This window comes from Pseudomonas sp. St386, assembly GCF_018325865.1.
GTDB lineage: Bacteria > Pseudomonadota > Gammaproteobacteria > Pseudomonadales > Pseudomonadaceae > Aquipseudomonas > Aquipseudomonas brassicacearum.
The window spans coordinates 2,173,388-2,186,298 of sequence record NZ_AP021900.1 but is presented as its reverse complement, the minus strand read 5'-3'; the positions used below and the strand labels follow the sequence as shown (position 1 = coordinate 2,186,298).

Genomic DNA, 12,911 nt, shown 5'->3' with positions numbered 1-12,911 from the left:
TCCCCGGCCGGCTCAGGCCACCGGCCGGAGCCGCTCAAAAAAGCCGGTTGAGCCCGTCATAGGCCGCTACCCGATAGGCTTCGGCCATGGTCGGGTAGTTGAACGTGGTGTTGACGAAGTACTTCAACGTGTTCAATTCGCCCGGCTGGTTCATGATCGCCTGGCCGATATGCACGATCTCCGAGGCCTGGTAGCCGAAGCAGTGCACGCCCAGCACTTCCAGGGTCTCGCGGTGGAACAGGATCTTCAGCATGCCTTGCGGCTCGCCGGCGATCTGCGCCCGCGCCATGCTCTTGAAGAACGCCTTGCCCACTTCGTACGGCACCTTGGCCTGGGTCAGCTCCTGCTCGTTCTTGCCGATCGAGCTGATCTCCGGAATGGTGTAGATGCCGGTCGGTACGTCGTTGACGAAGCGCCAGCTGCCGTTGTCGACAATGCTGCCGGCGGCCGAACGGCCCTGGTCGTGAGCGGCACTGGCCAGGCTCGGCCAACCAATCACGTCACCGGCACCGTAGATGTTCGGCACACACGTGCGGTAGTTCTCGTCGACTTCGATCTGGCCGCGGCTGTTGACCTTCACGCCGATGTTTTCCAGGCCCAGGGTGTCGGTGTTGCCGGTACGACCGTTGCACCAGAGCAAGGCATCGGCCTTGATCTTCTTGCCGGACTTGAGGTGCAGGATCACGCCATTGTCGACGCCTTCGACGCGGTCGTAGTCTTCGTTGTGGCGCACGGTGATGTTGTTGTTGCTGAAGTGATAGCTCAGGGCCTGGGAGATTTCCGAGTCCAGGAAGCTCAGCAACTGGCCGCGGTTATCCACCAGCTCCACCAGCACACCCAGGCCGCTGAAGATCGAGGCGTATTCGCAACCGATCACGCCAGCGCCGTAGACGATGAGCTTACGCGGGGTGTGACCCAGGCTCAGGATGGTGTCGCTATCGTAGATACGTGCATGGTTGAAATCGATGTCGGCCGGGCGATACGGGCGCGAACCGGTGGCGATGATGATGTGCTTGGCCACCAGCTTCTCGACCACGCCATTGCCGCAGACCACTTCAACCGTCTGCTCATCGGCAAAGCTGCCGGTGCCGAAGAACACATCAACGCGATTACGCGCGTAGTAGCCGGTGCGCGAGGCCACCTGCTTGGAGATCACCTTCTCGGCGCTCTTGAGCACGTCCGGGAAGGAGAACCAGCGCGGCTCGCCGATGGCCCGGAACATCGGGTTGGTGTTGAACTGCATGATCTGCCGGACCGAGTGACGCAAGGCCTTGGACGGGATGGTACCCAAGTGGGTGCAGTTGCCGCCGACCTGCCGACGGCTGTCGACCATCGCCACCTTGCGCCCTGCCTTGGCCGCGTTCATTGCCGCGCCTTCCCCCGCCGGGCCGGAGCCCAGTACCACCACGTCGTAGTTGTAGACAGCCATGCGTACTCCTCAGAACAGGCCGCTGTGCCTCACTTGGCACCGACGGCTAAATCATGCCGGCCTGCGGCATGAAGGAACAATTTGGGGCCGGTTCACGAGCCCGGCCACAGTCTATAGAAGCGTCAACGCCGCGCACATTACCCCTTGGTCGCGTCGTAGGCTAGTTTTGCCTGTGCTATTTCGCCACAGGTAACCTTTCAGGGCGCTGTCATCATTGGGTTTTTCCGCTGCTGATCCGTTCAAATGCATCGTTGGTACGGGAGACAAAACGATTGCCATCGCGCAACACGAAAAATACCCCGATGCCATGTTTCTGGGCATAGTCCCAACCCCGTTCAGGACCGAGAATCAGCAACAGCGTCGATAGTCCATCGGCCATCAACGCCGAAGGATGAATCACCGTGACTGACGCCAGGTTGTGTAGGACCGGCGCACCAGTACGTGCATCAAAGGTGTGGGAATAACGCCTGCCGCCCTGTTCGAAATATTTACGGTAGTCGCCCGAGGTCGAAACCCCGTAGCCGTCGACCTCGATGACACGCTCGGCCACTTGCCGGTCGTCCCGAGGCTCCTCCAGGGCAATGCGCCAGGCCGAACCATCGGGCTTGTGCCCCGCGGCCTTGAGTTCGCCGGTGGCTTCGGCCAGGTAACTGTCGATACCCAGGGCCTGGAGCCTGGCGGCGATGCGGTCGACGGCATAGCCTGCGGCGATACTGTTGAAGTCGACTTCCACCGCAGCGTCCTTGCACAACCGATCACCCTCGATGCGCAAATGACCATGGCCGACGCGCTGGCGCACCAGGGCCAAAGCTTCTGCGGTCGGCACTTTCTCTTCCCGGGACTGGGGACCGAAGCCCCACTGGTTCAGCAGCGGCTCCACGGTCAGGTCGAAGGAGCCGTCGCTTTGAACCGACAACTGCTCACCCACGCGGACCAACTCCAGGACCGGGCCAGGCATGACCTGACAGCTGTTGGCCGGCAGCGCGTTGAAACGCTCGATGTCCGAGTCGCTGCGATAGGTCGAGAGTTGCCGATCCACTTCGGCGAGGATGCTTTCCACTTCGGCCTGCACCGTTTTCACAGCGGGCCCGGCGGAATGTCTGACGTACTGAATGGAATAGTGACTGCCCATGGTCGGGCCGTCGAAGCGTTCCAGGGTGTCGCCGTTGCCGCAACCCGACAACACGCCGGCCAGCACCATAAGCCCAATCCATCGTCCAGTTAACAAATCTTCATCTCCCCTCAAAACCGCGCCGGCCATTATGAACTCCAGCGCACGCAAAAACTGTGGGAGCCAATGGAGCCCTGTGGGAACAAAGCTTGCTCGCGATGCAGACGATACGGTTTAGCAGCAAGACCGCGTCATCGTTCATCGCGAGCAAGCTTTGCTCCCACAGGCTCCAAGGCACCAAGGCACCAAGGCTCCCGCAGGGGACGCAGCGCTTCCATACAAGATTTGCCAGAGTGAGTACCTACACATGTCTTCCCAAACGAGCAACGGCAAGGCGATTTTTCGCGTTGTCAGCGGCAACTTCCTGGAGATGTTCGACTTCATGGTCTATGGCTTCTACGCCACAGCCATCGCCAAGACGTTCTTCCCCGCCGACAGTGCGTTCGCCTCGCTGATGCTGTCCCTGGCCACGTTTGGTGCCGGGTTCCTGATGCGTCCCCTTGGAGCGATTTTTCTCGGCGCCTACATCGACCGCCACGGCCGCCGCAAAGGCTTGATCATCACCCTGGCGCTGATGGCCATGGGCACCATACTGATCGCCTGCGTGCCGGGCTACGCCACCCTGGGCGTGGCGGCCCCCTTGCTGGTGCTGCTGGGCCGATTGCTGCAAGGTTTCTCCGCGGGCGTGGAACTGGGCGGCGTGTCGGTTTACCTGGCGGAAATTTCCACGCCGGGGCGCAAGGGTTTCTTTGTCAGTTGGCAATCCGCCAGCCAACAGGCTGCCGTGGTGTTTGCCGGCCTGCTGGGGGTGGGCCTCAATCACTGGCTGAGCCCCCAGGAAATGGGCGAATGGGGCTGGCGCGTACCGTTCCTGGTGGGGTGCATGATTGTGCCGGCGATATTCGTGATTCGTCGCTCACTGGAAGAAACACCTGAGTTCCAAGCGAGAAAACATCGTCCCAGCCTGTCGGAAATTGTCCGTTCCATCGGTCAGAACTTCGGCATTGTCTTGGCCGGCATGGCGCTGGTGGTGATGACCACCGTGTCGTTCTACCTGATCACCGCCTACACACCGACCTTCGGCAAGGCCGAGCTGAACCTGTCGGACCTGGATGCGCTGCTGGTCACGGTGTGCATCGGCTTGTCAAATTTCTTCTGGCTGCCCGTGATGGGGGCGTTTTCCGACAAGATCGGACGTAAACCCCTGCTGCTCGGTGCGACTGTCCTGGCGATCCTCACCGCCTATCCGGCGCTGTCCTGGTTGGTGGCGAACCCCAGCTTCAGCCATTTGCTGATCGTCGAGCTGTGGTTGTCATTCCTGTATGGATCGTACAACGGTGCAATGGTCGTGGCCTTGACGGAAATCATGCCGGTCGAGGTGCGCACCACCGGTTTCTCCCTGGCCTACAGCCTGGCGACAGCGACGTTCGGCGGATTTACCCCGGCAGCCTGTACGTATCTGATTCATGTGCTCGACAACAAGGCTGCACCGGGGATATGGCTCAGTGGTGCGGCGGTGCTGGGGTTGATTGCGACTCTGGTGCTGTTCAAGGGCAATCGGCATGCACTGCGGACTGCACAAGCTTCAGTCGTCGGCGGCGCCTGACACATCGCTATCGTCGGATCGCCGCCCGGAGCAAGCTCGCTCCCACATTGGACCGCATACATCAGCAACAACTCGGTCAACTGTGGGAGCGAGCCTGCTCGCGAAGAGGCCGGCCCAGCCAACACAAACCTTCAGATACAAAAACGCCCCGACAAGTCGGGGCGTTTTCACAAGCGGCTAAGGCTTAGCGCGGGAATGCTGGCGGGTTTACACCGGCCATGTCTTCCATCACGCGAACCACCTGGCAGCTGTAACCGAATTCGTTGTCGTACCAGACGTACAGAACAACGCGGTTGTCTTGGCTGATGGTGGCTTCAGCATCCACGACACCGGCGTGGCGCGAGCCCACGAAGTCAGTGGACACCACTTCCTGGGAATTGACGAAGTCGATCTGCTTGTGCAGATCGGAGTGCAGCGCCATGTAGCGCAGGTACTCGTTCATCTCTTCACGGGTGGCGGCTTTCTCAAGGTTCAGGTTGAGAATGGCCATCGACACGTTCGGCGTCGGCACACGGATCGCGTTGCCGGTCAGCTTGCCAGCCAGCTCAGGCAGGGCCTTGGCAGCGGCGGTGGCAGCACCGGTCTCGGTGAGGACCATGTTCAGCGCGGCGCTGCGGCCACGGCGGTCGCCCTTGTGGAAGTTGTCGATCAGGTTCTGGTCGTTGGTGTACGAGTGAACCGTTTCGACGTGACCGTTGACGATGCCGAACTTGTCGTTCACTGCCTTGAGCACCGGCACGATGGCGTTGGTGGTGCAAGAAGCAGCGGAGATGATCTTGTCGTCAGCGGTGATTTCGCCGTGGTTGATGCCGTGAACGATGTTCTTCAGCTTGCCCTTGCCAGGCGCAGTCAGCACGACGCGGGCGATGCCCGGGCAGGTCAGGTGCTGACCCAGGCCCTCGGCATCACGCCATACGCCGGTGTTGTCCACCAGCAGTGCGTCCTTGATGCCGTACTGGGTGTAGTCGACCTCGGTCGGGTTCTTCGCGTAGATCACCTGGATCAGGTTGCCGTTGGCGAGGATGGTGTTGTTTTCTTCATCGATGATGATGGTGCCGTTGAACGAACCATGGACCGAATCACGACGCAGCAGGCTGGCGCGCTTGGTCAGGTCGTTCTCGGCGCCCTTGCGCACCACGATGGCCCGCAGGCGCAGGCCGTCGCCGCCACCGGTTTTTTCGATCAGGATGCGCGCCAGCAGACGGCCGATACGACCGAAGCCGTACAGGACCACGTCAGTGCCTTTGCGAGGCGAAGCGTTCTGCTGGCCAACCACATCGGCCATCTCTTCACGAACGAACTGCTCGGCGCTACGGCCATTGCCTTCGTTGCGGAATTTGAACGCCAACTTGCCCAGATCCACCGAAGCCGCGCCGAGCTTGAGCTCGCTCATGGCTTTGAGCAGGGGGAATGTTTCGTGGACGGAGAGTTCGCTGTCGTCGGAAGAACGGTGGCGAGCAAAGCGGTGGGCTTTGAGGATCGCGATGACAGACTGGTTGATCAGGCTGCGGCCATAGATCGAGCTCACCACGTTGTTATTGCGGTAGAGCTGACCGATGAGAGGGATCATCGCTTCTGCGAGAGCTTCACGATCAATCCATTCACCAAGACACTGGTCGGGCTTCTGAGTCACGGTAACCTTCCACATGTAGGGGCTGAAAAAAGGGGCTACATTATGCCGCCGAGTCCTCGGCGGAGCAATGCGCGCCTGTCGCACCGTGGTTTTCCTGTCTGCCTGGGTAGTCTGCGACTGACAGCAGGCCCCTTCCCCCGCTACAATTGTCGACTTTGTCGCAACGCTGGAGCTCAACCTTCCGTGCCCGTTCTGCGTCTTCCGCTTCTCCCTGCCGCGGCAGGTAAACAGCACTGGGGCAACCTGCCCGGTGCCGCCCTGAGCCTGGCCATCGCCGAGGCTGCCAGCGCTGCAAAGCGTTTCACCCTGCTATTGACCGCCGACAGCCAAAGCGCCGAGCGGCTGGAACAGGAGCTGAGTTTCTTCGCCCCGGATTTGCCGGTCTTGCATTTCCCGGACTGGGAAACCCTGCCCTACGATCTGTTTTCACCGCACCAGGACATCATTTCCCAGCGAATCGCCAGCCTTTACCGGCTGCCGGAACTCAGTCATGGCGTTTTGGTAGTGCCGATCACCACGGCCCTACATCGCCTGGCACCGACCCAATTCCTGCTTGGCAGCAGCCTGGTGCTGGACATCGGCCAGAAGCTCGATGTCGAGCAAATGCGCACGCGCCTTGAGGCCAGTGGCTATCGCTGCGTCGACACGGTGTACGAGCATGGCGAGTTCGCGGTACGCGGCGCCTTGATCGACCTGTTCCCGATGGGCAGCAAACTGCCTTATCGCATCGACCTGTTCGATGACGAAATCGAGACCCTGCGCACCTTCGACCCGGAAAACCAGCGGTCCATCGACAAAGTGCAGTCGATCCGCCTGTTGCCAGCCAAGGAGTTCCCGCTGCAGAAAGATGCCGTGACCCGCTTCAAGGCGCGCTTTCGCGAGCGCTTCGATGTGGATTTCCGGCGCTGCCCGATCTTCCAGGACCTGAGCAGCGGGATCACGCCCGCCGGTATCGAGTACTACCTGCCGCTGTTTTTCGAAGAAACCTCCACCCTGTTCGATTACTTGCCCCAGGACACCCAAGTGTTTTCCCTGCCGGGCATCGAGCAGGCTGCGGAAAACTTCTGGAACGACGTACGCAACCGCTACGAAGAACGTCGCATCGATCCTTCCCGGCCTCTATTGCCGCCGGCCGAGCTGTTCCTGCCGGTGGAAGACTGTTTTGCCCGCCTCAAGAGCTGGCCACGGGTGGTGGCGAGCCAGCAGGACGTGGAAACCGGCGTCGGCCGTGAACGTTTCCCGGCCAAGGCGTTGCCAGACCTGGCCATCGAAGCCAAGGCCACGCAACCTTTGGCGGCGCTGGCTGGCTTTCTCGATGCGTTCCCCGGTCGCGTGTTGTTCACCGCCGAATCCGCGGGTCGTCGCGAAGTGCTGTTGGAGCTGCTTGAGCGCCTGAAGCTGCGACCGAAGACGGTGGACAGCTGGCCGGACTTCGTCGCCGGCAAGGATCGCCTGGCAATTACCATCGCGCCGTTGAACGACGGCCTGGTCCTGGATGACCCGGCCCTGGCCCTGGTCGCCGAAAGTCCTTTGTTCGGCCAGCGCGTCATGCAGCGCCGCCGTCGCGAGAAACGCGCCGACGCCGCCAACGACGCCGTCATCAAGAACCTCACCGAACTGCGCGAAGGCGCACCCGTGGTGCACATCGACCACGGCGTGGGCCGCTACCTGGGCCTGGCGACACTGGAAATCGACAACCAGGCCGCCGAGTTCCTGACCCTGGAATACGCCGAAGGCGCCAAGCTCTACGTGCCGGTGGCGAACCTGCACCTGATCGCCCGCTACACCGGCAGCGACGACGCCCTGGCCCCGCTGCATCGCCTGGGCTCGGAAACCTGGCAGAAAGCCAAGCGCAAGGCGGCCGAACAGGTGCGCGACGTGGCCGCCGAGCTGCTGGACATCTACGCCCGCCGCGCGGCCCGCGAGGGCTATGCCTTCGCCGATCCGAAAGCCGACTACGAAACCTTCAGCGCCGGTTTCCCGTTCGAAGAAACCGTCGACCAGCAGACCACCATCGAAGCCGTGCGCGCCGACATGCTCGCGCCCAAACCCATGGACCGACTGGTGTGTGGCGATGTGGGCTTCGGCAAGACCGAAGTGGCGATGCGCGCCGCGTTCATTGCCGTGCACGGTGGCAAGCAGGTGGCGATCCTGGTGCCGACCACCCTGCTCGCCCAGCAGCACTACAACAGTTTCCGCGACCGCTTTGCCGACTGGCCGGTGACCGTGGAAGTGATGAGCCGTTTCAAATCCACCAAGGAAGTGAACGCCGCCGTGGCCGACCTGGCCGAGGGCAAGATCGACATCGTCATCGGTACGCACAAGCTGCTGCAGGACGACGTGAAGTTCAAGAGCCTGGGGCTGGTGATCATCGACGAAGAGCACCGCTTTGGCGTGCGCCAGAAAGAACAGCTCAAGGCCCTGCGCAGCGAAGTCGACATCCTGACCCTGACCGCCACGCCGATCCCGCGCACGCTGAACATGGCGGTGTCGGGCATGCGCGACCTGTCGATCATCGCCACGCCGCCGGCCCGGCGCCTGTCGGTGCGCACCTTTGTCATGGAGCAGAACAAAAGCACGGTCAAGGAAGCCTTGCTGCGTGAGTTGCTGCGTGGCGGCCAGGTCTATTACCTGCACAACGACGTGAAGACCATCGAGAAATGCGCCGCCGACCTCGCCGAACTGGTGCCGGAAGCGCGGATCGGCATCGGCCACGGGCAAATGCGCGAGCGTGAACTCGAACAGGTGATGAGCGACTTCTACCACAAGCGCTTCAACGTGCTGATCGCCTCGACCATCATCGAGACCGGCATCGACGTGCCGAGCGCCAACACCATCATCATCGAGCGCGCCGACAAATTCGGCCTGGCCCAGCTGCACCAGTTGCGCGGCCGGGTCGGTCGTAGCCACCACCAGGCCTATGCCTACCTGTTGACGCCACCGCGCCAGCAAATCACCCCGGATGCGGAAAAGCGCCTGGAAGCCATCGCCAATACCCAGGACCTGGGCGCCGGCTTCGTGCTGGCCACCAACGACCTGGAAATCCGCGGTGCCGGCGAATTGCTCGGCGACGGCCAGAGCGGCCAGATCCAGGCCGTCGGCTTCACCCTGTACATGGAAATGCTCGAGCGCGCGGTCAAGTCGATCCGCAAGGGCGAACAGCCGAACCTCGATCAACCCCTGGGCGGCGGGCCGGAAATCAACCTGCGGGTGCCGGCACTGATCCCGGAAGACTACCTGCCGGACGTTCACGCACGGCTGATCCTCTACAAACGCATCGCCTCGGCCAGCGACGAGGAAGGCCTCAAGGACTTGCAAGTTGAGATGATCGACCGCTTCGGCCTGCTGCCGGAACCGACCAAGAACCTGGTGCGTACCACGCAGCTCAAGCTCAAGGCCGAACAACTGGGCATCAAGAAAGTCGACGGCGGCCCCAACGGCGGCCGGATCGAGTTCGAGGCCCAGACCCCGGTCGATCCATTGGTGCTGATCAAGTTGATCCAGGGCCAGCCCAAACGCTACAAGTTCGAAGGTGCCACGATGTTCAAATTCATGGTGCCCATGGAGCGCGCGGAAGAGCGTTTCAATATCGTAGAGGCGCTGTTCGAGCGCCTCACTCCGACCACTGCTTGAAGGACGCCACATGCGCCTGTTTTGCTCACTGACCTTGTTGTTGACCCTGGTCGCTCCCCTGGCGTTTGCCGATGACCTGTATCAGGTTGAAATGATCCTGGTGCGCCAGAACGCCGAGCCGGCGATTGTCAGCCGTGCCGCACCGGAAGACTGGGACGCCGGCGCGCAACGCCTGGACGCGGATAGCCAGCGCACACCGGCCATGGGCAACATCGTCGAGAAACTCACCGCCAGCGGCCAATACACGGTATTGATGCATAAGGCCTGGCAGCAGACCCTCGGTGAGCAGGGACGCAAAGTCGCCATCAGCGACGGTGCCGAACAGTTCGGGCAATTCCCCATCGAAGGCACCCTGGAACTGAAGCTGGGCCGTTTCACCGACGTGGATGCCGATTTCTGGATCAACCAGATCAACGCCAATGGCCTGGTCACCGCCAGCGAGCGTCTCAAGCAGCAGAGCCATACCAAGAATGGCCAACTGAACTTCCTCGACAACGGTCATCTTGGCCTGCTGATCAAGATCACCTCGTTGACCGCGCCCGCGCCACGGCAGGCACCTGAAGTCATTCCGGACTGATTGGCGCGCCTATGCCCTCGCCCCTGAGCAAACCCCTGGCACCTTCCTGGGTCAATCGATTCAAGGAACAGAGCCTGGAGCGCGGGCGCCGTTATGCGCTGGAAAACCGCGTCAGGATTGTCGAGGCCGGCGACAGCACCATCACCGCCAGCTGCGAAGGCTCTGGCGGTAACGTCTACCGTCAGACCATTCGCCTTAAAGAGTCAGCCAAGGGCACGCTGATTCTGCTCGAAGCCGCGTGCTCCTGCCCGGTGCGCATCAACTGCAAGCACTGCGCAGCCGTGTTGCTGCAAGTCCAGGAAACCCTGGCCTACCCAGCCGCCGAAAAAGACGCGCAATTACTGGAGAAACTCCAGGCCGTGCTGGACAACCGCAGCCCCAAGGCCCCGCCACAAGTGCTGGTGGACAACGTGCAACCGGTGCCGCGCCTGTGGCTGGCCAGTATCGAGTTCAGCGCCTTCGAGCCGCGCAACGGCAAAATGCAGCGCTACATTCAACACCGCGCCGCGCTGTCGTTCAGCTACCTGGACGAATACGTCAGCGGCCAGCGCAACACCGACGTGCTGATTCGCCAGGAAACCCAGACACTGCGGATAAAACGCCACACCGACGTGGAACAGTCCTACCGCGAACAGCTGCGAATCCTCGGCTTCAAGGTCGCGACCCGACAAAGCAAGGCCCTGCCGGAAAGCGCCGGCGAACTGTACGAGATGGTCAACGACAGTGCCTGGCTGACCTTCACCCTCAACGACCTGCCGAAACTGCGCAGCCAGGGCTGGGAACTGCAGATCGACGAGGACTTCGGCTTCGACCTGACGGCAGTGGACGAGTGGTACGCCACCGTCGAGGAAACGCCGGAGCGGGACTGGTTCGACCTCGAACTGGGGATCATCGTCAACGGTGAGCGCCTGAGCCTGCTACCGATCCTGTTGAACCTGATGCGCTCGCACATCGAATTGTTCAACCCGGAACGCCTGGCCCGGCGTCGGGACGACGAACTCATTCTGGTCAACCTGCCCAACCGTCCGAACTCGGAGTTCGGCCCGCAGCAGGTGGCCCTGCCCTATGGCCGGCTGAAACCGGTGCTGGCGACCCTGGGCGAGTTTTACCTGCAAGAACCCGGCACCACCAAACTGCGCCTCAACAGCGCGGACGCCTTGCGCTTGAACCCGCTGCAGGACATGCCGTTGACCTGGGAAGGTGGCGAACACATTCGCGGCCTGGCCCAACGCCTGCGGGACATCAAGGATTACACTGCCACCGCGCCAGAGGGCCTGAACGCGACGCTACGGCCGTATCAACTCGAAGGCTTGAGCTGGATGCAATCGCTGCGACAGCTGGAAGTCGGCGGTATTCTCGCGGACGACATGGGCCTGGGTAAAACCCTACAGACCCTGGCGCACATTCTCAGCGAAAAAAACGCCGGACGCCTCGACCGACCGTGCATGGTCGTCATGCCCACCAGCCTGATCCCCAACTGGCTCGACGAGGCGGCTCACTTCACGCCGCAGCTCAAGGTGCTGGCCCTGTATGGCGCCGGGCGCAAAAAGCATTTCGACCGATTGGCCGATTACGACCTGGTCCTCACCACCTATGCCCTGCTGCCCAAGGATGTCGAGCGCCTGGCCGCGCAGCCGTTGCACGTGCTGATCCTCGATGAAGCCCAGTACATCAAGAACCCCACCAGCAAAGCCGCCCAGGCCGCCCGCGAGCTCAATGCCCGCCAGCGGCTGTGCCTGTCCGGCACGCCGCTGGAAAATCACCTGGGCGAATTGTGGTCGCTGTTTCACTTCCTGCTGCCGGGGTGGCTTGGGGACGTCAAGAGTTTCAACCGCGATTACCGTGTACCGATAGAAAAGCGCGGCAGCGATGTACGACTGCAGCACCTCAATGGTCGGATAAAACCTTTCCTGCTGCGCAGGACCAAGGAGCAAGTGGCGACAGAGTTGCCGCCCAAGACCGAGATCATCCATTGGGTCGAACTCAGCGATGCCCAGCGGGACGTCTACGAAACCATGCGCCTGGCGATGGACAAGAAGGTCCGCGACGAGATCACCCGCAAAGGCGTGGCCCGCAGCCAGATCATCATTCTCGAAGCGCTGCTCAAGCTGCGCCAGGTGTGTTGCGACCTGCGCCTGATCAACGACGCCACCCTGCCCGCCCGAGGCAGCACCTCGGGCAAGCTCGACAGCTTGATGGAAATGCTCGAAGAACTGTTTGAAGAAGGTCGCCGGGTGCTGTTGTTTTCCCAATTCACGTCCATGTTGGCGCTGATTGAAGAGGAGCTGAAGAAACGCGGCGTCGAGTACGCCATTCTGACCGGCCAGACCCGCGACCGACGCACGCCCGTCAAGGAATTCCAGAGCGGCAAGCGTCAGATCTTTCTGATCAGCCTGAAGGCTGGCGGTGTAGGCCTGAACCTGACCGAGGCCGACACAGTGATTCACTACGATCCATGGTGGAACCCGGCGACCGAAAACCAGGCGACCGACCGCGCCTACCGCATCGGCCAGGAAAAACCGGTATTCGTCTACAAGCTGATTGCCCGAGGCACGGTGGAAGAGAAGATCCAGCTACTGCAAAAGGAAAAATCCGACCTCGCGGCCGGTGTGCTGGACGGGCGTGTGGCCGGGGATTGGAAACTGCAGAGCGACGATATCGAAGCATTGTTCGCGCCGCTGCCGGACAAACTGGAAAAGCGCTGATTCACACCGTTTCCTGTGGGAGCTGAGCGTGCTCGCGATGGCGGTGGTTCAGCTTACACAGATGTTGACTGCACTGCCGCCATCGCGAGCACGCTCGGCTCCCACAGGGGATTTGCAGCGTCCACAAAGCCGGAGCCTGCCCCACTCCAATGTGGGA

At 61.6% G+C, this 12,911-nt stretch carries 7 protein-coding genes; 4 read left to right on the top strand and 3 right to left on the bottom strand.

Features of this window, described 5'->3' with window-relative positions; genetic code table 11:
* Positions 1 to 34: 34 nt before the first annotated feature.
* Positions 35 to 1,429, bottom strand: coding sequence for a Si-specific NAD(P)(+) transhydrogenase (gene sthA, locus KI235_RS09580; protein ID WP_003183399.1), 1,395 nt, complete (start codon positions 1,427 to 1,429; stop codon positions 35 to 37).
* Positions 1,430 to 1,640: 211 nt separating this feature from the next.
* Positions 1,641 to 2,630 carry an FAD:protein FMN transferase gene (locus KI235_RS09575; RefSeq protein WP_013692627.1) on the bottom strand — a complete coding sequence of 330 codons (990 nt, stop codon included), beginning with the start codon at positions 2,628 to 2,630 and terminating at the stop codon, positions 1,641 to 1,643.
* 277 nt (positions 2,631 to 2,907) lie between these two features.
* Between KI235_RS09575 and KI235_RS09570 the strand changes: the two genes are divergently transcribed.
* Positions 2,908 to 4,206: an MFS transporter gene (locus tag KI235_RS09570; RefSeq protein WP_013692626.1), complete on the top strand. Its 1,299-nt coding sequence runs from the start codon at positions 2,908 to 2,910 to the stop codon at positions 4,204 to 4,206.
* A 184-nt stretch (positions 4,207 to 4,390) separates the two neighbouring features.
* On the opposite strand, the gene KI235_RS09565 is transcribed toward KI235_RS09570, so the two are convergent.
* Positions 4,391 to 5,854 carry a glyceraldehyde-3-phosphate dehydrogenase gene (locus KI235_RS09565; protein WP_003199666.1) on the bottom strand — a complete coding sequence of 488 codons (1,464 nt, stop codon included), beginning with the start codon at positions 5,852 to 5,854 and terminating at the stop codon, positions 4,391 to 4,393.
* A gap of 168 nt (positions 5,855 to 6,022) precedes the next feature.
* On the opposite strand from KI235_RS09565, the gene mfd reads away from it, so the two are divergent.
* Genes mfd through KI235_RS09550 form a run of 3 tightly spaced genes read left to right on the top strand, consistent with a single transcriptional unit; the run spans position 6,023 to position 12,754 of the window.
* Positions 6,023 to 9,472 carry a transcription-repair coupling factor gene (mfd, locus tag KI235_RS09560; RefSeq protein ID WP_003199664.1) on the top strand — a complete coding sequence of 1,150 codons (3,450 nt, stop codon included), beginning with the start codon at positions 6,023 to 6,025 and terminating at the stop codon, positions 9,470 to 9,472.
* A gap of 10 nt (positions 9,473 to 9,482) precedes the next feature.
* The gene (locus KI235_RS09555) at positions 9,483 to 10,049 is read left to right on the top strand and encodes a CsiV family protein (protein WP_003199661.1); all 567 of its coding nucleotides are present in this window, start codon (positions 9,483 to 9,485) and stop codon (positions 10,047 to 10,049) included.
* An 11-nt stretch (positions 10,050 to 10,060) separates the two neighbouring features.
* The gene (locus KI235_RS09550; RefSeq protein WP_003199659.1) at positions 10,061 to 12,754 is read left to right on the top strand and encodes a DEAD/DEAH box helicase; all 2,694 of its coding nucleotides are present in this window, start codon (positions 10,061 to 10,063) and stop codon (positions 12,752 to 12,754) included.
* Positions 12,755 to 12,911 lie beyond the last annotated feature (157 nt).